This window comes from Metabacillus litoralis, from assembly GCF_003667825.1.
GTDB lineage: Bacteria > Bacillota > Bacilli > Bacillales > Bacillaceae > Metabacillus > Metabacillus litoralis_B.
On record NZ_CP033043.1, the window covers coordinates 5156278 to 5181922 of the forward strand.

A 25645-nucleotide genomic window follows, 5' to 3' on the forward strand; every position below is an offset into this window, starting at 1 on the left:
ATTGAAACTTACCAACATAGAATTGCCGAATTTTGCAAAGAAAGAGGTTGAGAAATTACATGAAGTCATCTCTCCGTTTGTAAAAAAAGCTTCCCGGTATGTTTTCTGGTCCTTTCCTTTAATCACTTTATCCATTTTTAATATCCTATCTATGTTATTTGGAAACGGTTTAAACGAAACAATGATCTCTTCTTTAGTAGTGTATGCGATAATAGGTGCGATAGGCATGGCTCTTTCGAAAGAAGCAAAACTTCAACAGGCAGAGATCCAAAAGGTAAGTATGGACTATATCATTGAACGAATAAAGAAAAGTGAGATTGCAACGGACCGTGTTAAGGAGAAATACATTTCATTAGTAAAAGAAAATCCGTTACAGACTTTGAATCATTTTGTAAACTTTTTAGAAGTAGAGAATAGAGTGATGAATTGAACGTAGAGTGTAGCAAACTTGGGGAAACACAACTCTAATCAAAAAATAAAGAGGAAAGAACAAAGGCTTATCATTTAGGGTTGGTGATAAGTCTTTGTTTTTTTATTAATAGGGTGACAACAACTATTGTTCTTCCGTTATTTTTGGTTATTAAGGGGATATTTTAAAAAATTAAAAATGGGAATAGGTAATTTATGTTAAAATGAATAAGAGAATTTAATAATCTAATATTCGTTAACGAGTAGTTAAAGGAACTAATCTAGAAGAAAATTATTATGGTATATATTTGAATAGGGTAGGGGGCTACAGATGAAATATTTTTTTGATTTTATTCTAGCTGTATCTTTGAATGGTTTTTCCTATTACATTGCCAGCTTAATTCTTAAAAATGGATTACCTCTTTGGCAAGCAATAATAATAGGTTTTTCCGTTGTTTCACTAGGAGCTTTAACAGAAGCCTTAGGAAGTCCAATGTGGTTAATAGTATTAGTTCCTTTTCCAGTAGGAATGTTCTTACTATACTCATTTCTTAACGTTACTGTTCCTCAATGGTTTCTGACTTATATAATTACTCTTTCAATTTACACAGTTATACATATACCTATGAGTTATTTTTTTAATTTCCATTCATTAATTCCAGCCTGGAAACTCTCATGATTTTGCTGATATATTACTCAATAAAAAATTGTCTAATTCTAAAAGCTCAGAGCATAAACCCTGAGCTTTTTTCGTGTATTTACTTTGTGATGTAATCTGTGAATTATAATGTTATTTTGCGTATTATTTCTTTTTTGTACGTGGTATGATGATTCAAAATCTAGTTGGAAGTTTTATAGAAAGGTAGGGAAGAGTATGCCACAGAAAGAAAGTGGAAAGGTGTTAGACGACCAAACAGACTCGATACATTCTTCAGAAAAACGAAAAATGTTATACAAGCGGACATTACTCGTTGTAAGTATTTCACAAATTTTTGGTGGTGCAGGGTTAGCTGCTGGAATTACTGTGGGGGCCCTTCTTGCCGAGCAAATGCTCGGTACTGAAGCGTTCGCTGGGCTTCCTTCAGCATTACTTACTTTAGGGTCAGCAGGAGCAGCTTTATTTGTTGGGAGACTTTCACAGGCGTTTGGACGTCGAATCGGTCTGACAGCTGGGTTTTTAATTGGTGGACTCGGAGCGATAGGAGTCATAATGGCTGCAATCATAAATAGTGTTTTTCTTTTATTTACTTCCCTTCTTGTGTATGGTGCGGGATCAGCAACGAATTTACAAGCTCGTTACGCAGGGACTGACTTAGCGAATCGTAAACAGAGAGCAACTGCTATTAGTACGACAATGGTTTTTACGACATTTGGTGCAGTTGCAGGTCCAAACCTAGTAAATGTGATGGGGAAATTTGCCCTTTCTATTGGCGTGCCATCACTTGCAGGTCCTTTCATTTTAGCAGGAGCAGCATACATCTTAGCTGGTGTTGTCCTTTTGATCATGCTTCGTCCTGATCCATTACTTATAGCAAGAACGATTGAAGCGTCCAACTTAGATTCTAGTGATAAAGGAAGGTATGCAACTGCTGAAAATACAGAAAACAAAAGAGGCATATTTGTTGGAGCAACGATTATGGTGCTTACTCAAATTGTTATGGTTGCTCTTATGACAATGACTCCAGTTCATATGAGAGATCATGGACACAGCTTGGGTGCAGTGGGTCTTGTCATTGGGTTTCATATAGGTGCGATGTATCTCCCTTCTTTGTTTACTGGTATCCTTGTTGATAAGTTGGGTCGTACTGCGATGGCTATTGCCTCTGGCGCAACGTTACTTTTAGCAGGTTTAATCGGAGCATTTGCACCAGGAGATTCTATGGTTCTTTTAGTAGTCTCTCTTTCTTTACTTGGATTAGGATGGAATTTTGGGTTGATAAGTGGAACTGCCCTTATTGTTGATTCAACTAAAGCTTCCACAAGAGCTAAAACTCAAGGTACAGTTGACGTTTTAATTGCGTTATCAGGAGCAGCTGGCGGAGCATTGTCTGGAATGGTTGTGGCTGGTTCTAGTTATCTAACGCTGTCATTAGTTGGAGGGTTTTTATCTTTATTACTGATTCCAGTGGTGATATGGTCACGAAGGGGTGAAAATAATAAGGCTATTTAAATGAGGAAGGAGGATGGAAATGAATGAACGCGATTGGCATATTTTAAAGGTTCTTTATGAGAAAAAAAACATTACAAAAACAGCACAAAGTTTATTTATATCACAGCCTTCATTAACAAAAAGAATTCAACAAATAGAAAAAGAGTTCGATTTAGCAATTATTAGTCGCGGTACAAAGGGTATACAGTTTACACCTCAAGGAGAATTTTTAGCAAAATGTGCTGATGAAATGCTTATGCGTATTCGTCACATTAAAGAATCTGTTCAAAATATGGATCAAGAGGTCAGTGGTACTTTGAGGTTAGGGGTTTCGAATTATACGACGAGACATAAGCTACCAAAACTTTTAAAGCTTTTTCGTGAACAATTTCCAGATGTAAACTATAAAGTTACAACGGGGTGGAGTCGGGAAGTCTTCAATTTAGTTTATAACGGTGATGTACATGTTGGTATTGTTCGTGGAGACTATCATTGGTCAGAATCTAAACAGCTTCTTTTTGAGGAAAATATATGTATCGTATCTAAAGAGAAAATTGAGCTTGAGGACTTGCCATCATTGCCAAGAATAGAGTATGAGACAGATACTGCATTGAAGGCGATTATTGACAATTGGTGGACTGGTAATTTTTCAGTACCTCCTTTCATTGGGATGGAAGTAGATAAGGCTGATACATGCAAAGAAATGGTACTAAACGGTTTAGGATATGGCATCCTCCCAAGTGTACTAGTTGAAGATCAGCCAAATACATATCAAATTCATTTGAAAAACGAAAAAGGAGAGACTCTTAAAAGGAAAACATGGATGTTTTATCACAATGAGTCTCTTGAATTGAAGGTTGTTAAAGAGTTTGTTGAATTTGTTGGGAAATTAGATTTTAAACATGATATTTAATGGAAGCGCGGAGACTTTTCGTGCTTCTTTGTTGTGGTTATTCCTTTTTTGAATACATATCGATAGTTTATTTGTATTTTAATTAAAATCATATCGTTTTTATAATTAATGAATAAGGGAGGAGACAAATGAAGAAAATTGCAAAACAACTTTTAACATTATTTAAAAATAATGAGGGGAAAAACTTTGATGCAACCTTACATGACAACATGGAAAAGAAGGCAGGATTTAGTTTTATGAGCTTTATTAAAGCAGGAGAAGTCCATTTTCGGAATGATCGAATTTCAGTTAGCGAACCATTAACAGGGAGATATTTCTGTCTACCGTTTACTGGAATTAAAGAAATCGTTGATGAGTCCACAGGAGAATATGACATAGCATTTACCGTAAGATACAAAAACTATAATGTTTATATACAAATATTTGAAGCATGGTAAAGGCAAGAAAACAGTTTTTCTATAGTGTCTCCATTATATTGGAGGAATGTTGTTTTATTCTGTAATAGAATATAGTGGGGGTTTTAAGAAATGAATGTGTTTTTAACTATTTTATTAAATGTGATCTTACCCGTTTTTTTACTTATTGCAATTGGTGCATTTCTTCATCGAAAATTTACATTTGATATGGGAACTTTATCAAAATTAAATTCATATCTACTTATGCCAGCAGTAGGTTTTGCTAATGTTTATCAAAGTAAAATGGGAGGAAATACACTCCTTTTAATTATTAGTATTTTAATAGTACAAAGTATGTTTCTAATGATCGTAAGTTCACTACTTTCAAAAATGTTTAAATTAGAAAACGGGTTATCCTCAGCGTTTAAGAATAGTGTTGTATTAAGTAACTCTGGCAATTTTGGATTACCTGTAAGTCAACTTGTTTTTCAAAATAATCCTTTAGGCTTATCAATACAAATTGTTGTCATGATCTTTCAAAACCTACTTACCTACACCTATGGGTTATTTAATACAGTATCTGTTAATAAAAAAGGAATGCAGGCATTAAAAATTTTTTTAAGAAACCCGGTATGTTATGCCTTTTTATTGGGAATGTTCTTTCAAATTACTTCTTTAAGACTACCTGGGTATATTTGGGTTCCGATTGAAAATATATCCAATGCCTTTTTGGCGATAGCACTTATAACACTTGGGGCACAGAGTGCTTTTATAAAAATAACCCGTTTGTCCAAACCATTGATCCTAAGTCTTTTAGGTAGATTAATAGTATCTCCTACAATTGCATTCATTGTTATTTTCCTTTTTAACATAGAAGGAACAATAGCACAGGCATTGTTTATTGCAAGTTCGTTTCCAACCTCTAGAAATAGTTCCCTTTTTGCATTGGAATATAATAATTATCCCGAATATGCTGCCCAAGCTGTATTGTTGTCGACCTTATGCAGCATGTTCACAGTGACGATCGTTGTGTATTTGTCGGAGATTTTGTTTTAGAAATGTTAAGTATTATTTCTAATATCTCCTCTCTTATCATTTAATTTTTTCTTGTAATTTTTCTATCAGGCATAATTATATTTTATTAGAAAATTAGAAAACCAAGAGTATCTATCATAGATAAAGGAAAAGATAGGTACTCTAGCAGAACAAATGGAACACTATTTATTCCGAACCACTCCTGAAAAAGGAAAATATAACCATGAAATCACTCCTTCAAATAATAAAACATGCCTCCCGTTCTATCTTCATATCGTTCTTCTGCCATTATATATGTAACTTTCACAAACATACTTTCTAGATTGAAAGAACCTGAGAGTTGTGGCTAGCAAAGAAAGTTACACACATTCAGATTGCCGTTTCATTTTGTTAGTTGAAAATTAATCTATATTGCTTTGGGGTAACAGTCATATATTTTTTGAACCCCTTATAAAAATGTGCTTCATCATAGTAGCCTTGACTATCGATAATGTCGTTAAGACGATGAGGCATATTTAGTAGCTTATTTACTGTATATTGTAATCTTACAATTTGACTGAATTGCTTAGGAGAAAATCCAATTTGGTCTTCGAATTTCTTTTGGATATATCGAGAGGAATATCCAGTTTCTGAGGATAGTTGTTTAATATGGACTAATCCCTCTGTCTCATAAATTTTGTTTAAGCAAAAATGGATAATGTTTTGATTGAAGTCAGCTTGAAGTGGTTGTTTTTTCAGAAAATTTTTGAACCATACTATTCGTTCATTGAATGTAGTGCAAGTATAGAAATCTTCAAATAAAGAATAATATCCATCTAGCACATCAAATAGGGGTATCTGTTTTTGTTGGATGATTTCTTTAATGGAACATTTAAACATAATGCTGGTTTGCTCTGGATATAATCTCACTCCGAAATGGACAATGTTTGGTTTAAATTGATAGAAACACCGTTCTTCTGGGCTAGTGGCAATAATGGCAAACGGGTCAGAAGGGTCGCAGGAAAATAGTAAATCAATACAGCCGTCTGGAATAACAGATAATTCTCCAGATGAGTTTTCGTCTGTTTTGAATTGATAGTATAAGGATACATCCTGACTCATTGTACATTTTGGTTTGGATTCCATATAAATTGGACAATGAGGCTCCATTTCAGGTTGGATCGGATTGAAAAAATAACTCCCTGTTATCATTTATTAATCTCCTCTCAGCTTGATAAGTCAAATGTAATTCAAACCTCCCGGAAAAACAGAGATTTTGTCACCGAATCTTACATGCTTTTTTAGGATAACCTTCAATTCGTTCCGTTTTTTACAGTGAAATTCATCAATAATCGATATAAGCTAAGAGAAATCAAATAAGGGAGGAATTACTTATGCAAGTCAATGAACAAATCATTAATGCAGTAAAACATCCTTTAGAACCTCTAACAGCTGATGAGATTAATATTGCTGTTAAAACTTTAATAACGGAGAAAAATTTAAGTGAGCAAGTAAGATTTTCTACAGTTGTGTTAAATGAGCCAGCAAAGGATATTGTGCTTAGCTTTGCAGCGGGTGATCCGATTGAACGGGAAGCCTTTATCATTGTTTTAGACAATGAAACGGAGAAAACGTATGAAGCGGTTGTTTCCGTAACGAAGGAGGCGGTTATTAGTTGGACATATGTTCCTGGAGTTCAACCTGCTGTTATGTTAGATGAATTTGAAGAGTGTGAACAGGTTGTGAAAAACTATCCTGAATTCCAAGAAGCATTACTGAAAAGAGGAATTACGGATGTTAATTTAGTAATGGTTGACCCTTGGTCTGCTGGTTATTACGGAATTAAAGAAGATGAAGGCAAGCGGTTGGCTCGAGCAATTTGCTGGGTACGAAAATTCTCTAATGACAATGGCTATGCGTATCCTTTAACAGGAATTGTCGTTTATGTTGATCTTAATAGAATGGAGGTTCATCGATTTGAAGACCATGGTGTTCGGCCGATTCCACCAACGGATGCAAATTATACACCAGAAACATCAGATAGCATTCAGGTAAGGGAAGATTTAAAGCCGTTAGAGATTATTCAACCTGAAGGGCCAAGCTTTGAAGTAGATGGTCATAATATTAAGTGGCAAAAATGGAATATTCGTTTTGGATTTACACCAAGAGAAGGGTTAGTGCTTCATACCGTTGGATATGAAGATAAAGGAAAAATTCGTCCAATATTATACCGCGCAGCTCTATCGGAAATGGTTGTCCCATATGGTGAAGGAACTTTTTCTCATAATACACAAAATGCTTTTGATTGCGGTGAATATGGTTTAGGACAGCTGGCAAACCCGTTAACATTAGGATGTGATTGTTTAGGAGAGATTCGCTATTTTGATGCAGTAATGACAGACAGCAGAGGGAATGTTCGTACCATCCCAAATGCTGTATGTCTGCACGAAGAGGATTATGGGGTAGCTTGGAAACATACTGATTGGCGCACAGACCAAGTGGAAGTACGTCGCTCTAGACGATTAGTTCTATCATTCTTCTGTACAGTAGGGAATTACGATTATGGATTTTATTGGAGTTTCTATCAAGAAGGAACGATAGAGAACGAAGTAAAGCTTACTGGCATGTTAAATACAGGAACATATGATGAGAGCGGAAAATCGAAGTATGGTACGGAGATCGCTCCACAGTTAAACGCAACATATCATCAACACTTTTTTAATTATCGATTAGACACGATGTTAGATGGAATAAAGAATTCAGTAGTGGAAGTGAGTACCCTACCAGAGTCAGAAGGTGCTCATAATCCGAATAACAATGCCTTCTATATTGATGTGAAAACGTTAAAAACGGAACAAGAAGCTCAGCGTACCATTGATTTAGCATCTCAACGTACATGGAAGATTATTAATCCCAATTCTTTGAATGCTGTTGGCACCCCTGTTGGCTACAAAATTCAAGTTGGTGAAAACTGTCTGCCATTTGCAAGCGATAAATCAAGCGTAATGAAACGGGCTGGCTTTTTGAAAAATCATTTATATGTTACTCAGTACGATAAAGATGAAATGTATGCAGCCGGTAACTATCCAAACCAACATAAGGGAGGAGATGGATTACCAAAATATGCTGCAGCAAATCGGAATATTGAAAACGAAGATATTGTTGTTTGGTATACAATGGGGCATCATCACATTACAAGACCAGAGGATTGGCCAGTTATGCCAACTGCATATATCAATTTCCAATTGAAACCAGTGGGCTTCTTTGATCGAAATCCAGCATTAGACTTACCTCGTCCAAAAGCAAAAACATCAGCTTGTCATTCAAATAATGGTGGTTCTAGTTGTCACTAAATAAAATGAGCGGTTCAAAAGATATTCTTTTTGAACCGCCAATTTTTTAGAGTTGGGAGGGAGTTTATGTTACTAATTATTAGCTTAATCATGGTCTTGGGATATAGCGCTTATTTTTATAAAACAACTCGTGGAAGAAATACCAAGATTGTCAGCTCATTAAGTAAATGTGTTCCGATGGCATTGGGGATGACTAGTAGTGTTACAGTTGGATTGGTAATAGCAGCTTGGATTCCGCAGATGCTAGCTCTTTCTACGATTCTCTCTATCCTTTTTAGTGCGATTATTGCCTTATTTATTGGTGTAGGTTTTGGCATAAATGGCATTATTGAAGCTCAAGCGTCGAGTATGATGGGAGCTATGATGGGCGCAATGTTAGGTGTGATGCTGGCCCCCGAAGAAATGATTATCATGCTAGCTGTAATGGATTTAGTATATCTTGTAAGTTTTTATTTGCTAACGTGGGCTTTAATGAAATCCTTTGTAGATAAGAAGGAAAGAGTTTTGCACAGAAAATCCGCAATCTATTACATGACCTTCGTCTTAAGTGTTAGCGTTATCTGCACAATCGGTTTCTTGCAAGCTACAGGTGATGGGGATTCTACAGAAGAGGAAACTATTACACATCATCATGATGATGCGAATGAACATCAACATTAAACTTTTTATGTTTCATTAAAATATGATGAAAATGGAGTTGGTGTTAAATGGCAAAATTAAAGAAAAAGTTAGGGTTTTGGCAGGCATATGCAACGGCTACTGGGTTAGTAGTATCTGGATCAACAATGGTGACACTTGCTTACAGTATGGGACTAGTAGGTCCAGCATTTATTATTTCAGCATTAATTGCAATGATTATAAGTATTATTATTGCTTTGTCATATGCGGAGCTTGCCTCGATTATCCCTGGCTCTGGCATGGTAGGTGACTATACATCTGTTGCGATGGGGAAATTTATGTCTATTATTGCAGTGCTTGGTGGATATTTCGTATTGTCTGTTATGGTTGGAGCAGCAGAAACTATGACAGCAGGGTTTGCAGCGCAATCTCTCTTTCCGAATATAAATGTAACAGTTGTTTCGCTCCTATTATTAACCATATTTTTGGTGATAAATGTATTAGGAGTTGAGATTTTTGGCTCAATTCAAGTTGTTTTGACATTAGGACTAATGATCACTCTATCGGTTATGGGCTTATTTGGACTATTTGATGTCTTTACAGCAACCGCTCAACTACCAGTAGATTTTACATTGAATGGCTGGGGAACTGTATTTCAATCAATTGCTTTAGGAATTTGGCTGTTTATCGGGATTGAATTTGTTGCACCAATGGTTGAAGAAGTGAAAAATCCTAGTAAAAATATACCAAGAGCAATGATATTTGGCTTGCTTTCTATTTTCGTGGCCGATATGTTATTCGGACTAGCGATTATCCGCTATATTGATCCAAGCATTTTAGTAGGTTCAAGTATCCCGCAAATTGATGGAGCAGGAGCGATGCTAGGTGAAAAAGGTGCAACATGGATGATGATTGTCACTTTATTTGCGGCTGCTAGTTCAATTAATTCCATGTTTGCTGCAGTGCCTCGAATGTTTTATGGTATGGCCAGAGATGGATTACTACCGAAGCAATTTTCCTATCTACACCCTAGATTTAGAACGCCAATGGTAAGCATTATAGCTGTATTCCTTCTCTTTGCCTTGCCACTTTTCTTATTAAAAATGACACCGGAAATGTTTAACATATTAATCTTATCGGCATGTATTACTTGGATCATTTCATATATGATTGCTCAATTAGATGTCATTATTTTAAGAAAACGTTATGCAAATATAGAGCGTCCTTTTAAATCACCATTCTACCCATATACACAAATTATTGGCATTTTAGCATGTGTGTATTTAATCATTACGATCCATCCTGAAACAGCAGTGAAGATGCAAATTTACGGGCTGGCAGGTAGCTTCTTTATTGGAATTTGCATATATGCTTTCCTTTGGCTTAAATTTAAAAATCAACCTCTATTTCAACCCGTTGCTTTATCTGAGAAACGAATTATGATGGATCTCGAAGAAGACAAAGAAGATTATATTCCAGCAAGAAAGGCAGAATAACAAAGAAAATAAGGTGGTTGATCATTAATGAAGTTCTTCGGAGGGATACATGAACGAGCACATAAGTATTTTCTTATGACAGTAAAAATGTTTCAGCTAAAATCAACTAAAGAAAGTGATTTTGAGTATCATAGTGAAGAGGCTAATGATTCAACATGGCGTTTCAAGTTTCTGATAAACAGGAATTTTATATCAAGAGTATATAAACTATCAGTCTCTTACGAAATATCTGAGTCTTCTGATAATATTTTCCCGGAAACAATCTCATGGAATTTTCTGAAAAAAGAATGGCAGCCAAAAGGACAGAGCACCTCATATTGTCAATTGTTAAATCAGCATAAACAACTTAAGAAAATTGTCCAGGCAGTTGATTATGAATCGATAGAGATTGGGCAAGTTGGTGGAAAATATCAAATTACAATGGTTCCTATTCCTGGCTCCTATGTTTTTATCTTGCTTCCTCCGTTACAATATTTTGTTAAAATGAAAAATGAAGAGATGATAAAAATAAAAGAGCTAGCGTACAAGGTTCAAGAGACGATAATAGATTATCAGAAAAAGACAGCAGGTTAAGTCTTGCTTTAGCTACCTCCTAATCCATATACCTAAACAACTAACCACCACATTTAACATTTTGTTAAAAATCCTTGGATCATTCCAGTTGGGTTTATGGCAATTAATTATACATTGTCATTTAACCTTTTTTTTGATAAAATCGTTTCATAGCTAACGATTAAATTAATAATCAAGAAGGTGTTTGACATTCATATAAATAATGAAGATGGAGAATTGCTTCCTGAAGAGGTTGATACAATTAGTCAACTAACGAAACTACCATTGAATTCACTCAATTTAGATGCAATTGCTGTTGTGACAAATATATATCGGGTAGCTCAGGGGTTAAGAAATAAAATGGAACAAGAAGTTCTTTCTGAATACGGACTATCTTGGACTTCATTTTCGATTCTATATGATTTATGGATTGGTGGCTCTCTTGAAACAAAAAAACTAGCTGAATCAGCGGGAGTTTCAAAAGCGACAATAAGTAATATCACAAACACATTAGAGAAAAAGGACCTTTGTTATCGAAAAGTTGATCACAGAGATCGAAGAAATACCTTTGTTTTACTCACTGATAAGGGAAAGCAAGTCATTGAGGAGCTCTATCCCCGTTTTCATTCGGGAGAGGTTGATATTGTTTCGAGTCTTGATGTAACAGAGAAAAAAATACTGGCTACGTTACTAAGAAGAGTCATTAGGGAAAATGAATTTTAAAAGTGAATAGTCAATAAGTGATGAGAGGAAACATGAGTAGCAGTTATCTCCCTGTTTGCAGAGAGTCGATGGTTGGTGTGAATCGACACATAGATAACGCGAATTACAGTCCTTGAGCTTTTCTTTGTTACAACAATAGCAAAGAACGGACGATCCGTTAATTCGTTGAGTGGAAGAATATTATTATTCTTCAATAAGGGTGGTACCGCGTGAAATAGTCTAACCACGTCCCTTTTTAGGGATGTGGTTTTTTTGTTTACAAAAAAAATAGGAGGAAATCATGATGAGTGAATCAAATAAGAAGTTAACTGAAGAACAATTACAAGAAGTAAAGAGGCAGCTTACTATATACTCTCAAGGCGTACAAGAAATTATTCCAACTGAAGAGCTAGAAGCAAAAATAGCAAAATCAGTATATGAAAATCGCCCACTTAAGATAAAACTAGGATTGGACCCTTCAGCACCGGATGTTCATCTTGGTCATACGGTTGTTCTTAACAAGATGAGACAGTTCCAAGAAAATGGTCATGTTATTCAGCTAATTATTGGTGACTTTACTGGAAAAATAGGTGACCCGACAGGAAAGTCAGTAGCAAGAAAACAGCTAACAGATGAAGAAGTAAAACATAATGCTAAAACATACTTTGAGCAGTTTGCAAAAGTGATTGATATGGACAAAGTTGAATTACACTATAACTCTAAATGGTTATCTCAGCTTAATTTTGAAGATGTTATCCAACTAGCAGGAAAAATAACAGTAGCCAGGCTTTTAGAAAGAGATGATTTTGAGGAAAGAATCGCTTTTAATAAGCCGATTTCTCTTCACGAATTCTTCTACCCATTAATGCAAGGCTACGATTCAGTGATGTTGGAATGTGATATTGAGTTAGGTGGAACAGACCAGCATTTTAATATTCTAATGGGCAGACATTTCCAAGAAAAGTACGGAAAAGAAAAGCAAGTTGCATTATTAATACCGTTATTAGAAGGTCTTGATGGTGTGGAGAAAATGTCTAAATCGAAGAAGAATTACATTGGAATTGATGAAAGTCCTCAAGAAATGTACGGAAAAGCAATGTCAATTCCAGATGAATTGATGAGTAAATACTTTGAATTAGTAACTGATTTTACACCAGATAAAGTAAAAACAATAAAAGGAGATTTAAAAAGTGACATACTTCATCCTAGAGATGCAAAAATGTTACTTGCTAAAACGATTGTGAGAATGTACCACGGAAAAGCTGAAGCAGAAAAGGCAGAGGAACATTTTGTTACTGTTTTTCAGAAAGGAACAATGCCTGATGAAATTCCTGTTGTAACTTGGAAGGGACAGGATGAGCTATCGATTTTAGATCTAGTTGTTAAGTTAGAACTACTAAGTTCAAAGAGTGAAGTACGAAGAATGATTAACAATAATGGTATTAAATTAAATGGAGAAAAGGTAGAAGATCCACAAATGGAAGTTTTAATCACAGACGAATTAGTTGTTCAGGTGGGGAAACGTAAATTTATTAAGATAAAGAAGTAACTTTCGAAATCTAGTAATTGGCTGTATAGCAAAAAGTTCGAATTTCCTCAAGTTTAGAGATTCGAGCTTTTTTATTTTTGTGGAAAAGGTTTATTATGATGATACATAGGGCTACAAAGAGCAATTTGGTGTATGCTTAAGTTAATTCTATTAAAGCACTGTAAAGGAAGTTTTTTAATGAACAACGGAATTCAAATTCTCACAATGAGATTATTATATAAAAATAGGGAGGAGAAAGAAGGGATGCTAAGGTGGCGGATCGTAACATCTCCAATACTAGTCTTGATGATGATCATTAGTTTACTTTTATCAGGTTGTAAAGGAGAGGAATCCCAATCCAATGAAAAAGCAACGGAAAAGGTGAAGATTACTTTTTGGGATGATAATGCTGGTCCACAGCGAACACCCCTTTGGAATGAATTAATTAGAAAGTTTGAACAAGAAAATCCCACAATTGATGTAGAGTATGTTGGTTTACCTAAAGATTATGCTAAGTCAAAGTTTGACGCAGCGATTGCCGCTGAAGATATGCCTGATATAGCTAGTGTCTATACCAGTTGGCTTCCTGAGTTTTCTCATCGCGATGCATTATTACCCTTGGATTCCTTTTTTGAGAATTGGAGTGAAAAGGACCAAATAAACAAAGAAGCGATCATGTTTAATAGGAGAATTGTAAAGGATCATAAGTTATATGGAATTCCATATACACAAAATCTCGATATTCTTTGGATTCGGTCAGATTGGTTTAGAGAAGCTAATTTAAAGATTCCCCAAACATGGGAGGAATTCTTCCTGGCTGTTGAGACATTAACAGATAAATCAAGTGGACGGTATGGTTTTACAATTCGGGGAGGTGCAGGTGGGTCATTTCAACTACAAAGGATGATGTATGCCTATTCAGGAATTGAGGATTATTTTAAGGATGGGAAAAGCACGATTAATGATCCAAAGCATGTTCAGTTTTTAAAAAGATATTTTGGTTTGTACCAAAAGTTTACTCCGAAGAGTGATATTACAAATGATTATAAGGCAATGCTTGCTAATTTTGATATGGGAGTCTCCGCTATGGTCCAGCATAATATTGGCTCTTTTGCTGAGCATCATGAAGGATTAAATACTGATCAATTTCAGGCTGTCCCTTTACCGAAGTCAATTAACGGTCCTTATGTGGCTGAAGCGGGCAATACAATCGGGATAAGTATATTTAAAGAAACAAAGCATCCAGATGAGGCATGGAAATTTGTTCAGTTCGTTAATTCAAAAGTTGCACAAAATTTATGGAATCAAAGTGTAGGTCAAATCCCGACACATTTAGGTGTAATGGAAGAGGATTGGATAAAAGACTCTCCGCATATTCAGATTTCTGCCCTAGTCTATAATGATCATGAAACGATTCTTTATGAGCCACCATTTTATTTACCGGAATATCGAACGATTCTCAATACAATAGTTGATCCTGGTATCCAAGAGGTATTAAGTGAAAAGACAACTGTTGAGGACTTTTTAAATAAGTGGGCAAAAGCGATGGAAACAGCTCAAGAGCAGTTCGAAGGTAAACTTACAAATTAGTTACTCTTATAAAAGGAGGAAAGGGAAATTTCCCTTTCCTGTTAATATCCTTGTTTCTTTAACCATTTTTCACATAACTTCTTCCATTGTCCTACGATTTGATCGTCTTCTGCAAGTCCTAATCCATGACGGCCGTTTGGGAAGATATGCATTTCGTAAGGAATATTGGATTTTGATAAAGCTTTTGCATATAAAAGGCTATTTTCAACAGAGACAGACGCATCATCTGAGGTATGCCATAAAAATGTCGGCGGTGTCTTAGAGGAGACATTTAATTCTGCTGATAATAAAGTTCTAAGCTTTTTAGTGGAATGATCTCCAAGTAAGTTATGGAGGGATCCTTCATGATAATTTTCTAATAAAGAAATTACCGGATAGCAAAGAATGGCGATATCAGGTTGACTGCTTTCAAGATCAATCTGATCACTTGGCTCATAAGAACAAAAAGTAGATAGTGTTGAGACGGAAGCTGCTAAATGTCCTCCTGCTGAAAAGCCGAGAATCCCTATTTTCTCTTTATCGAGGCTCCATTCTTCAGAATAAAAACGTACAACACGAATTGCACGCTGGGCATCTGCCAGTGGAGCAGGGTGTTTATTAGGAGACACTCGATAATTTACTACAAATGCTGAGATCCCTAGAGTGTTTAACCATTTTGCAACTGGTTCCCCTTCATGGTTTGCCCGGCGTTGATAGCCTCCACCAGGACAAATAATGATAGCACCACGATTTACGGATTCCTTAACTAGATAGGGAGTCAAACTTGGAAGAGTTTCCTCATCCTCTTCTTTAAAAAAGGGTGGTGAACCTGACCATAAAAAGTATGCCATTCTGAAACCCCCTTCACATTAAACCTTATTATTCAAATTTGTTTCCTTCTCATTATATGTACTTATTTATTTTATTTTATATGAATGCGCATTCTGGAATAATAAAAGATTTTAAGATGAATGAGTAAAATTTTAAGATAAGTAGGCAGTTTTTCAATTATTCGTTGAGAGAGGATGAAGATTGATTTAAACTATCGTTACTGCTTCAAAGCTTAAATAGTTTTTTGAAATGATAACGTTAACAAATTATAAGTGGGGGGATATTAGTATGAAGAAGTATGTCATCTGCGGAGTTAGTAACCGGGCATTACAAATGTTTATCGGCCCAATTATAAACGAATTTTCAAGAGAAAGTGAGATTGTTGGATTATTGGACTCAGACCCTTACCGATTTACTGTATGTGCAGAAAAATACCCCAACCTAGAAAAAATTCCTACGTTTTCCCCAGAACAGTTTGACAAGATGATTGACCAAACACACCCGGACTATGTGATTGTTGCCGGTAGGGATGATACTCATGTTGATTATATTCTAAGTGCGTTAAGGAAGCAGGTTGATGTGATAACAGAAAAGCCTATGGTGACAAATGCTCAAGATGCATATAAGGTCATGCAGGCAGAAGCAGAAAGTGATGCAAGAGTGATTGTCACATTTAATTATCGTTACAGTCCATACCACCGTAAAATCAAAGAAATGATTCTTGAAGGAAAAGTTGGAAGAATTACATCTATTGATTTAAATTGGTCTATTGATACTTTTCATGGATCTAGCTACTTTAGAAGGTGGAACCGAGATAGGGATATCTCAGGTGGGTTGTCGGTTCATAAATCAACTCATCATTTCGATCTTGTAAATTGGTGGCTGGATCAAAAGCCAGAAGAAGTGTTTGCGTATGGAGGCTTACATTATTTTGGTAAGGAGGGAGAGTTGAATCCTCGAAAAGAAACAAGTCGTTTTTGCGGAACGTGTGATGATCAAAATAATTGTGCTTATTTTAGAAGATGGAATCCACGTAGTGGTTCCAGCAGTTATAGAGATGATCATCTTTTGGCAGGCGTGTATGAAAAAATTCCCTATACGAATTATAGACCTGATGCCTGTATTTATGACGAAGAAATTAGCATTGAAGATACGTATGTGGCCACGGTTAAATATAATAGAGGAAGTTTACTAAGTTATTCAATTAATTTTTCAGCTCCGTATGAGGGATATCGTCTTGCTATTAATGGAACAAAAGGCAGGATTGAAACGACTGAATTCCATGAGCCAACTAGAATCCACTTTAAATATCCAGAACAAACAATTGACTATTTTCCACTTTTTGGTGCAAAAGAAACAATAGAGCTTGTAAAAAATCCTGGAGGTCATGGAGGAGGAGATCCAATATTGCTTGAAGATCTTTTTCTTGGACCTGACCCAACACGTCCATATCCAATTTTAGCTGGTTCAGAAGCAGGTGCCTATTCGATTGCAGTTGGAGAAGGGGTATGGAGATCTGTAAAGGAAAGAAAGCCAATTAATATTAACGAACTTTTGTATCCTTCTAAGAAAGTCATGAACAATCAATAGGAAGTTTTTAAAACATACGAATTCCTTTCAATAGGACTACTCGTATGTTTTTTTGTATGTAAGTAAAATAGTTTCATAAAAAGGCAGACTAGTAAATTTTTAAAATTGGAAATATCTTAAAATTTTAATCAATCATCTTAAAATCTTTAATTACCAAAGAAACCGTTTACATTTACAATTAAAGCAAGAAAGGAGGAAACGATATGAGTTATTCACAAGGGTTTCCTGAAACGGCTGTCGATAGTAAAAAGGTGATTCATAAAAAGAAAATGAAGAAAGAAAAATGGATTCCTTATCTTTTTATTTTACCATCATTCCTCATTATAGTAAGTTTTCTTTTTTACCCTATTGCAACTGTATTCTACTATAGTCTTCAAAATTATGATGTATCTGCACCATACTATAATGGGTTTGCGGGTTTTGATAACTTCGTCAAGATCTTTACACAAGATCAAATGTTTGTCCCGAGTTTAATAAATAGTTTGAAATGGGTTGTAACAGAAGTAGGCCTTCAATTAACATTTGGGATGATTTTGGCTTTACTACTGAATCAAACCTTTAAGTTTAGAGGGCTTGCACGAGCGGTTGCCTTTATTCCATGGGCGATCTCTGGAGTACTTGCTTCGGTTATGTGGTCAATGATGCTAAATGAACATATGGGTGTTATTAATGACATGCTTATGAAAGTTGGTCTAATTAATGAACCAATGGCATTTCTAGCAAGTACATCAACAGCTTTTGGAGCTGTGGTCATCGCCGAATTATGGAGAGGGATTCCTTTCTTTGCCATTACTTTGTTAGCTTCCTTGCAAAGCATACCAAACGAATTATATGAAGCAGCTAGGGTAGATGGTGCTAGTAGATGGAAAACATTTATTTATGTTACGCTGCCGCAATTAAAAAATACAATTGTCTTAACAACTTTACTGAGAGTTGTTTGGGAATTTAATAATGTTGACTTAATTTTTAATTTAACAGGCGGTGGTCCAGCACATGCTACCACTACACTAACGATGTATATTGCTGATTTGGCAGTACATGGAAGTAATTTCGGTTACGGCTCAGCCTTAACTGTTGTATCATTTGGGATTCTATTAATCTTTGCCATCTTGTATTTGAAACTATCTCGTTATGAAAAGGAGTGATTTGAGGGATGTTATCAAAAAATAAAAAATTAGACAAACTCTTAACTCTTTATCTACCTTTAGCGTTGATGCTTAGTTTTACGATGTTTCCAATCTACTGGACAATTAATACAGCATTGAAGCCGGAAGGAGATATTATTCAGCGTCCTCTGCAATATTTGCCGGCCAATCCAACCGTTGAAAACTTTGTCTTTGCCTGGACTAATATTGGGTTTGCAACATTCTTCAAAAATAGTTTAATCGTTGGTTTCTTTACGGTTATTATCGTTCTCATTTGCTCAACTTTATCTGGATACGCTCTTTCTAGATATCAATTTAAAGGGAAAAAAAGCTTCATGCTGATGCTACTCTGTACTCAATTTATCCCTCGGGCAATGATGATCATACCATTGTTTATCATTTTCAAGAATTTAGGATTAATTAGTCATCCTTTATCACTGATTATCACTTATACAGCAGTTGAGATACCTTTTACTACGATTCTAATGGCAGGATTTATTTCTAATGTACCAAAAGAACTGGAAGAGGCTGCTATGATTGACGGCTGTTCAAAAATGCAATCCTTACGTCATGTTGTGTTCCCATTACTGCTACCAGGGATTGTAGCAACAGGAGTATTTACTTTCATTTATACTTGGAACGAATTTTTATTAGCATTAATGCTGACAAATCAACAATCCAAGTTCACACTTCCTGTGGGACTAAGTTCAATGATGGGTGAATTTAACGTGAACTATGGAGCTTTGGCGGCTGGAAGTGTAATCGCTTTAATTCCTGCAGTTATATTATTTGCCTACGCACAAAAGCACCTTGTTAATGGCATGGGTGGAGCTGTAAAAGGCTAATTTTATAAAAATTATTATGGGTAAAATTTTAAGGGGGGCAACATAATGTTTAAGAAAAAATGGACAAATTCTGTTTTAGCACTTTCGATTGCTTCAGGAATGCTACTTGCGGGCTGTAGCGGTGGAGATGAAAAAGCTTCAACACCAAAGGATTCAGGGGGGAATTCAGATGAACCTGTGAAGATTACCTTCTGGGATGAGAATGCAAGTCCAGAACGTACACCTTTATGGGAAGAGGTTATTAAACAGTTCGAGGAATCAAATCCAACGATCGATGTTGAGTATGTTGGAATTCCAAATAAGTCGGCAAAGTCTAAATATGACGCAGCTATTGCAGCAAATGATACACCGGATGTTGGATCTGTTCAAACAACATGGTTGCCAGAGTTCGCCATTCGCGATGCATTACTACCTTTGGATGAGTATTTTAGTAAGTCTGAATTAAAGGATAAAATTAACTCAAACGCAATTGATATTAATAAAAAAATCACACAAGATGGCAAACTTTATGGTATTCCATATGCTCAAAATTTAGATACAATCTGGATTCGTACAGATTGGTTTGAGGAAGCAGGAGTAAAAGAACCAGAAACATTTGATGAGTTTTTTACAGCTGTTGAAAAAATGACGGACAAAGAAAATGGACGCTATGGATATACAATCCGTGGAGGGGCAGGAGGATCTTTTCAACTACAGCGTTTAATGTTTGCTTATAGTGGCTTAGATTATTTTGCTGAGGATGGCACTGTAAACATCAATGACCCTAAACACGTAGAATTCGTTGAAAAATATCTCTCTTATTATGAAAAGTATACTCCGAAGAGTGATATCACAAATGGCTATAAGGAAATGATCGCTGGATTTGATACTGGTGTAGTCGCAATGGTACACCACAATGTTGGTTCTTATGGAGAGCATAAGAAGTCATTGGAAGAAGGGACTTTTAAGACCATACCCCTTCCTAAGACAGAAGATGGTAAATACGTAGCTGAAGGTGGAAACGCTGTCAATGTTGCGGTCTTTAAGAAAACAGAACATCCTGATGCTGCTTGGAAGTTTGTTGAATTTGTTAACTCTGTAGAAGCCCAAAGCTTATGGAATGAGTCTACAGGACAAATCCCAACAAATGCCGATGTATTAGATGATGAATGGGTACAAAATGCACAGCATATCAAGGTAGCATTTGAAGTTTACGAAAATCCTGACACAAAACTTTACGAACCACCTTTCTATTTACCAGACTATCGTTCGATTCTTGATAATATCGTAGATCCTGGAATTCAACAAGTAATGAGTAAAGAAAAATCTGCACAAGAATTTCTGGATGAATGGGCAAAAGCAATTGAAGATTCAAAAACAAAATATGATGAAACGTTTAACAAATAATCGTTAACGTCAAAACATTCATTCAGTGAGGCATTGTCTTCACTGAATGAATCACTTTGGTAGAGATGGTAGATCAATCCACCTTTAAGTTTTTAGTGTTAGGTCATATGAATGGTTTTGACTATTTTTCAAGGAAAATTTTCAAGCAAAGGGGAATGAGTAATGAAAAACACAAAAGAAAAAATGGTAACGGAAACTCCTTTATTAATGGCGGAAAAGGCATGTCAAGCTTTAATGCAAACCTTTCGTCCAGAGGAACTGCCACCAGTCAATGAATTCCATTATCATCAGGGTGTATTTCTGTATGGAATGTATAGAGTCTATCAAGCTACTGGTAAAAAAGAATACTTTAATTATGTGAAAGGCTACTTTGATCACTTAATTGATGAGTATGGAAATGTCCGTTTTGAAAGAGACCAGTTAGACTCTACAATGGCAGGAATTCTCTTGTTTCCATTATATGAAGAAACAAAAGATCAAAGATATATGATTGCAGCGAAACGTTTAAGAAGCGCACTTGATACAATTAACAGAACTTCTGAGAATGGATTCTGGCACAAGGAAAAATATCCTTATCAAATGTGGCTAGATGGACTATTTATGGGTGGACCGTTCATGCTTCTTTATAGCCAGCATTTTCATGAAGAAGAACTAATTCAAACGGTACTTTTACAAGAAAAGCTGATGCGAAAGCACATGATGGATGAAAAAACGGGTCTGCTTTACCATGCCTGGGATGAGAAGAAGGTTCAGCCATGGGCAAATTCTGAAACAGGTTGTTCACCAGAATTTTGGGGGCGTTCCGTTGGCTGGTACGGCACGGCGTTGATTGACTTATTAGAGATCTTAGCTGATAGGAAGAGAGGACAAGAAGAGTTAATTCAATCTCTCCAACATTTTATATCGGCAATAGTAAAATTCCAAGAAGATAAAACGGGTTTATGGTATCAAATTGTTGATAAAGGTGATCTTGAAGACAACTGGTTAGAATCCTCTAGCTCTGCATTGTTCATCTATTTTATAGCAAAAGCTCTTAAACATGGCTATGTTGATGACTCCTATCGCCAAGTAGTAGATAAGGCTTATAAAGGATTATTAGAGCACATGGTGGTAGAAAATGAAACAACACTCACGTTAAGTGGAATTTGTATTGGAACTTCTGCTGGGGTGTATGATTATTATGTTGAACGTCCAACTTCCGAAAATGACTTACATGGAATGGGTGCGTTTATTTTGGGAAGCATGGCGTATTACGATCTTATTAAGGAATGATTTTGGGCAAAACATTTTTAATATCAAGGGAAGTTATGAAACTTTACTTATTTCTTTATGAGGCATAAGTAAAGTTTTCTCTATATTATCAAGGTAAAACATTATTGGATATATTAACTTCTCATAACGAATAGAGAAGCTTCCACACCACGTCAATGGAAGCTTTTGTTTCAACTATAGGAAGGAAGATTTAGAAGGGACTATATATTAAAAATTAAGAAAATTTTGTTTACCGCATACATATTATCGGTTATTGTTGAAGTAGAAGAGAGTCTGACTTCTATTTTTGTTTTTATAGGAGAACATATGTGATGATTATAAAAATAAAGAATTTTATTCGAAAATATCTTTTATACTCGATTAAATCCACGATTAACACTCTCTATTTACCTATCATTATTATTTTTATATCCGTTTCGGGATGGGTATCATCTATGCTTGCCACCGCACAAATTGAAGAAAATGCATATAAAAATGTAAATGATACGATTTTCCAAACAAAAAATTATTTGGATTATATGCTTTCGGATGTTTTTCAGCAACTAGTTTCTGTTTCTAGTGATCCAAGAATTTTAAACTTAGTTGGCATGATAGAGTCAGAAATTAAACCAGAGTATTATGTAGAGATTGACAGGAGCTTACAGCTTGTATATTCCCGCTATAATGTCATACTTGAATCCGTCCTAATAGATCTAAATCAAGGTGAGTTTTTGCTTTATCATAGTGATCATTCCTCTAACCCGTTTGTTCCATATGATCAATATTTTGAACAATATAATGGAAGCAAAGAGGGGTTTTATTGGAGAAATATCCATGAAGATCAAATATTTAATACAAATGATCAAGTGATGTCAGTATTTAGATTAATTGAAACAGCAGATAAAGGAATCATACTATTTAATTTACGGGACGAGTTTTTTGAACAGGTGTTGAACAAATCATTAATTGGAAAAAATGGCTATCTCACCCTTATCAGTCCAAATGGTAATTATGAATCTAAAGTTGTTCAAAAGGAATATCGACTAGATCATGAAACTCTTTCTTCTCTTCAGAATACAAAAAAAGAGAGCGGGCAATTCACTTATGAAAGCGCTACCGGAGAAGATGTAATTGTGATTTATGATACAATCGAGGCGAATAATTGGAAATTAGCAGCAGTCGTACCTGAAAATGAAATTTTAAATAAAGTAGACTATATTAAACATTCCACTGTTTTTTTTATCTTAATGATGGTTGTAAGTGCAATATTTTTAACAAGCTTAGTTGGTAAATATATCTCAAAACCATTTGAAAAAATGGCTGAACACATGCGCACAATTAATAAAAAAAACCTAGAATTTTATGATGAAACATCTGGTCCGGAAGAAATGAAAATTCTTCATAAAGGTTTTAAAGAATTGTTTTACCGAATTCAGACATTAATGGATCAGATCCGATTAGAGCAGGAGGAAAAACGGCAATTAGAATTTGCTGTTATGCATGCCCAAATTAATCCACATTTTCTTTATAATACGCTTTATTCAATTAAAGGTTTATGTGATATGGGTCTTAATAAGGATGCTAGTCAAATGGTAAGTGCTCTCTCAAGCTTTTTCCGGATCGGTATAAGTAAGGGGAAAGAGATTATTTCTATTAAGGAAGAGATTGAACATATTGAGCATTATTTATTCATTCAGGAAATGCGTTATGGTGATGACTTCTCTTACGAGGTTAGCATTGATCAAGAAATTCAATCATATAACATTATTAAACTTTCATTGCAGCCGCTAATTGAAAATGCTATTTACCACGGTGTTAAACAAAAAAGAGGTCAAGGTAAGATTATAATTAGGGGTTTTCAAACAGATGAAACGATTTGCTTAGAGGTTGCTGATAATGGAAATGGAATCAATAAAGAAAAATTAATAGAAATTTCAAGAGAAATGGAAGCTTCCTTTCAAGAAAAAAAGAGTTATATTGGGATAGGACTAAAAAGTGTGAATGAACGTATTAAAATTCACTTTGGAAAAGAGTACGGTTTATCGATTTCCAGTGAGCCTGCTAAAGGGACAGTGGTGAGTATTATTATTCCCAAAACAAAAGGGGAGATGAACGAGAATGTATAAGTTGATTGTTGTTGAAGATGATCGCATTATTCGGCGGGGAATTTGTCAGTCAATCAAATGGGAAGACCATGGTTTTATTGTTGCAGGGGAAGCAGGAGATGGCGAGGTAGCACTCGATTTAATAAGAAAAGAGCAGCCGCAAGTTGTCATATCTGATATTAATATGCCATTTATGGATGGATTAGAAATGGGGAACAAAATAAAAGAAATTAGTCCGAAAACAAGAATTATTTTTCTATCAGGATATGAAGATTTCAAATATGCTCAACAAGCTATAAAACTCAAAGCGTTTGATTATTTATTAAAGCCAGTCGATTCAGAGCAATTGCTTAACAAAGCCAAAGAAGCAGCGTCAGATTGGGAAATGGCGACGAGAGAAGAAATGAAAATCAAAGAATCCTTGCCATATCTTCAACAAAAATTTTTTCAAAGGCTGATAAATGATGGAGATCAGCGAATAGACGTGGAGAAAGAATTAGCTGAGTTAGGAGTTGAACTAGAGGGACCATATTATGCTGCTATTCTTATTCATTCTTCTATTCGTTTAGATGAAGAAAGGAAAAAAAGCCTCATAGATATCAGTTCCTCTCTTTTCTCAAATGGAAGTTTTAGTGTAGTAAGAATTGATTCAAATGAGTGTACTGTTTTTTTATCACTAAAAGATGAAGGTGATGTAAGGAAAGGACAGTTAGCTCAAAAGATAATTGAGTCCTTAAATTTTGTAGAAGATGCTGTCACAATTACGCTTGGTCGATCATACCCAAATGTATTTGAAATCGGAAAGTCTCTAGTAGAAACCCGATTAGCGATGGATTTAAAACATATTATGGGAAAAGGTAAGGTTTTTTCTTTTGAAGATACCGTATCAAGTAAAGAAGAAAAAGAGTGCTTAAAAGAGCTAGAATCAGAGTTAGAAAGTCAGATTAAATTAGGTATACCTGATAAGGTAAGTGAGGCACTTGATCAACTAAATAAAGCAATTGTTGAAAGGAAGTCATTGCCATTAACTGATTTAAAAATCCTTGCTTTAAAGTTTAGTACGATGCTCTTTTTTGAAGTTGAGAAGTGGAAACAAGAGGAGCTAAAGAGCTTTAACACATCTGACGTTTATCAAGATATCCTCAAAATGGAAACCCTTTCAGAAATGATGAAAATTCTTAACAGCCTTATTTTTCAATGGCGCAAAGAAATGAATAAAAAAGATGATAAAAATCACTTTAGCCATGTTGACCAAGCGATTAAATATATCAAGCAACATTTCCATGATAGTACGTTAACACTAAAAAAAGTTGCTGAGTATATCCATGTTAGCACTCCATATTTAAGCAATTTATTTAAACTCGAAAAAGGGTTTAATTTTGGAGACTATTTGTTGGAAATAAGGATGAAGAAAGCGATGGAAGAATTGCGAGAAGCTGATATAAAAACGTATGAAGTATGTGAAAAAGTCGGCTATAACAACCCACAATATTTTAGTATTTGTTTTAAAAAATTCACTGGTTATACTCCTGCCGAGTATAAAAAGCAGTTTAAATAAAATGACTAAGTAAAGAACATTAGCTATGAAAGAGAAGTTGGTCAATGTAAACCAATTAGTCTTTCCTGCTGATGTTTTTTTAGTTTAGAAGAAGCTTTTCAACCTTAAGGTAATCAAACATAATTCGCTGTTTATTTTTAAAGAATATATAAAAATACTAAACAATCATCTTAAAATATTGAATATAAAATGTAAGCGTTTTCCTTTAAAATGAAGTTTACTGATGGAAAGCAGAGG

The 25645-nt window shown here is 35.2% G+C and carries 22 protein-coding genes and 1 other annotated feature; of the genes, 20 read left to right on the forward strand and 2 right to left on the reverse strand.

The features are described 5' to 3' along the window. Nucleotide 1: 1 nt before the first annotated feature. The 6 genes from D9842_RS25260 (at nucleotide 2) to D9842_RS25285 (ending at nucleotide 4921) form a co-directional block, all read left to right on the forward strand. Nucleotides 2–430, forward strand: coding sequence for a YwnF family protein (locus D9842_RS25260; protein ID WP_257535948.1), 429 nt, complete (start codon nucleotides 2–4; stop codon nucleotides 428–430). 309 nt (nucleotides 431–739) lie between these two features. Next, nucleotides 740–1087, forward strand: a complete 348-nt coding sequence (locus D9842_RS25265; protein ID WP_121664835.1) for a hypothetical protein — start codon at nucleotides 740–742, stop codon at nucleotides 1085–1087. 195 nt (nucleotides 1088–1282) lie between these two features. After that, nucleotides 1283–2578, forward strand: a complete 1296-nt coding sequence (locus D9842_RS25270; protein WP_121664836.1) for an MFS transporter — start codon at nucleotides 1283–1285, stop codon at nucleotides 2576–2578. A gap of 19 nt (nucleotides 2579–2597) precedes the next feature. Beyond that, the gene (locus D9842_RS25275) at nucleotides 2598–3470 is read left to right on the forward strand and encodes a LysR family transcriptional regulator (protein ID WP_121664837.1); all 873 of its coding nucleotides are present in this window, start codon (nucleotides 2598–2600) and stop codon (nucleotides 3468–3470) included. Nucleotides 3471–3598: 128 nt separating this feature from the next. Beyond that, complete coding sequence (locus D9842_RS25280; protein WP_121664838.1) at nucleotides 3599–3907, forward strand: hypothetical protein; 309 nt, start codon at nucleotides 3599–3601, stop codon at nucleotides 3905–3907. A 90-nt stretch (nucleotides 3908–3997) separates the two neighbouring features. Beyond that, nucleotides 3998–4921 carry an AEC family transporter gene (locus D9842_RS25285; RefSeq protein WP_121664839.1) on the forward strand — a complete coding sequence of 308 codons (924 nt, stop codon included), beginning with the start codon at nucleotides 3998–4000 and terminating at the stop codon, nucleotides 4919–4921. Between the two features lie 369 nt (nucleotides 4922–5290). On the opposite strand, the gene D9842_RS25290 is transcribed toward D9842_RS25285, so the two are convergent. Next, the gene (locus tag D9842_RS25290) at nucleotides 5291–6091 is read right to left on the reverse strand and encodes a helix-turn-helix domain-containing protein (protein ID WP_121664840.1); all 801 of its coding nucleotides are present in this window, start codon (nucleotides 6089–6091) and stop codon (nucleotides 5291–5293) included. Nucleotides 6092–6273: 182 nt separating this feature from the next. Between D9842_RS25290 and D9842_RS25295 the strand changes: the two genes are divergently transcribed. The 7 genes from D9842_RS25295 (at nucleotide 6274) to D9842_RS25325 (ending at nucleotide 14718) form a co-directional block, all read left to right on the forward strand. After that, complete coding sequence (locus tag D9842_RS25295) at nucleotides 6274–8232, forward strand: primary-amine oxidase (RefSeq protein ID WP_121664841.1); 1959 nt, start codon at nucleotides 6274–6276, stop codon at nucleotides 8230–8232. A 66-nt stretch (nucleotides 8233–8298) separates the two neighbouring features. After that, a complete protein-coding gene (locus D9842_RS25300; RefSeq protein ID WP_121664842.1) occupies nucleotides 8299–8892 on the forward strand; it encodes a hypothetical protein in 594 nt (197 codons plus the stop codon). A 47-nt stretch (nucleotides 8893–8939) separates the two neighbouring features. Next, nucleotides 8940–10346: an APC family permease gene (locus D9842_RS25305; RefSeq protein ID WP_121664843.1), complete on the forward strand. Its 1407-nt coding sequence runs from the start codon at nucleotides 8940–8942 to the stop codon at nucleotides 10344–10346. Nucleotides 10347–10373: 27 nt separating this feature from the next. After that, nucleotides 10374–10919 carry a DUF3156 family protein gene (locus D9842_RS25310; protein ID WP_121664844.1) on the forward strand — a complete coding sequence of 182 codons (546 nt, stop codon included), beginning with the start codon at nucleotides 10374–10376 and terminating at the stop codon, nucleotides 10917–10919. 189 nt (nucleotides 10920–11108) lie between these two features. Further along, nucleotides 11109–11621 carry a MarR family winged helix-turn-helix transcriptional regulator gene (locus D9842_RS25315; RefSeq protein WP_162987587.1) on the forward strand — a complete coding sequence of 171 codons (513 nt, stop codon included), beginning with the start codon at nucleotides 11109–11111 and terminating at the stop codon, nucleotides 11619–11621. An 11-nt stretch (nucleotides 11622–11632) separates the two neighbouring features. Beyond that, nucleotides 11633–11857 (forward strand) — a binding site (T-box leader). A 47-nt stretch (nucleotides 11858–11904) separates the two neighbouring features. After that, nucleotides 11905–13149, forward strand: coding sequence for a tyrosine--tRNA ligase (gene tyrS, locus D9842_RS25320; RefSeq protein WP_121664845.1), 1245 nt, complete (start codon nucleotides 11905–11907; stop codon nucleotides 13147–13149). A 177-nt stretch (nucleotides 13150–13326) separates the two neighbouring features. Beyond that, complete coding sequence (locus D9842_RS25325) at nucleotides 13327–14718, forward strand: ABC transporter substrate-binding protein (protein WP_257535949.1); 1392 nt, start codon at nucleotides 13327–13329, stop codon at nucleotides 14716–14718. Nucleotides 14719–14759: 41 nt separating this feature from the next. Here D9842_RS25325 and D9842_RS25330 read toward each other — a convergent pair whose 3' ends face one another. Continuing rightward, nucleotides 14760–15548: an alpha/beta hydrolase gene (locus tag D9842_RS25330; RefSeq protein WP_121664846.1), complete on the reverse strand. Its 789-nt coding sequence runs from the start codon at nucleotides 15546–15548 to the stop codon at nucleotides 14760–14762. A 268-nt stretch (nucleotides 15549–15816) separates the two neighbouring features. Between D9842_RS25330 and D9842_RS25335 the strand changes: the two genes are divergently transcribed. The 7 genes from D9842_RS25335 to D9842_RS25365 all read left to right on the forward strand — a co-directional run bounded on the left by D9842_RS25335 (nucleotide 15817) and on the right by D9842_RS25365 (nucleotide 25408). Next, nucleotides 15817–17118 (forward strand): Gfo/Idh/MocA family protein, encoded by a 1302-nt coding sequence (locus D9842_RS25335; RefSeq protein WP_121664847.1) that lies wholly within the window; start codon nucleotides 15817–15819, stop codon nucleotides 17116–17118. Nucleotides 17119–17321: 203 nt separating this feature from the next. After that, nucleotides 17322–18263, forward strand: coding sequence for a carbohydrate ABC transporter permease (locus D9842_RS25340; protein WP_121664848.1), 942 nt, complete (start codon nucleotides 17322–17324; stop codon nucleotides 18261–18263). 8 nt (nucleotides 18264–18271) lie between these two features. After that, nucleotides 18272–19108 (forward strand): carbohydrate ABC transporter permease, encoded by an 837-nt coding sequence (locus D9842_RS25345; RefSeq protein ID WP_121664849.1) that lies wholly within the window; start codon nucleotides 18272–18274, stop codon nucleotides 19106–19108. A 45-nt stretch (nucleotides 19109–19153) separates the two neighbouring features. Then, on the forward strand, nucleotides 19154–20494 hold the full coding sequence (locus D9842_RS25350) for an ABC transporter substrate-binding protein (protein ID WP_121664850.1): 1341 nt from the start codon (nucleotides 19154–19156) through the stop codon (nucleotides 20492–20494). Nucleotides 20495–20656: 162 nt separating this feature from the next. Then, nucleotides 20657–21766 (forward strand): glycoside hydrolase family 88/105 protein, encoded by a 1110-nt coding sequence (locus D9842_RS25355; RefSeq protein WP_121664851.1) that lies wholly within the window; start codon nucleotides 20657–20659, stop codon nucleotides 21764–21766. A 311-nt stretch (nucleotides 21767–22077) separates the two neighbouring features. Next, nucleotides 22078–23871, forward strand: coding sequence for a sensor histidine kinase (locus D9842_RS25360; protein WP_257535950.1), 1794 nt, complete (start codon nucleotides 22078–22080; stop codon nucleotides 23869–23871). Beyond that, nucleotides 23864–25408 carry a response regulator gene (locus D9842_RS25365; protein ID WP_121664852.1) on the forward strand — a complete coding sequence of 515 codons (1545 nt, stop codon included), beginning with the start codon at nucleotides 23864–23866 and terminating at the stop codon, nucleotides 25406–25408. The genes D9842_RS25360 and D9842_RS25365 overlap by 8 nt, the downstream gene beginning before the upstream one ends. The last annotated feature ends 237 nt before the right edge of the window (nucleotides 25409–25645 follow it).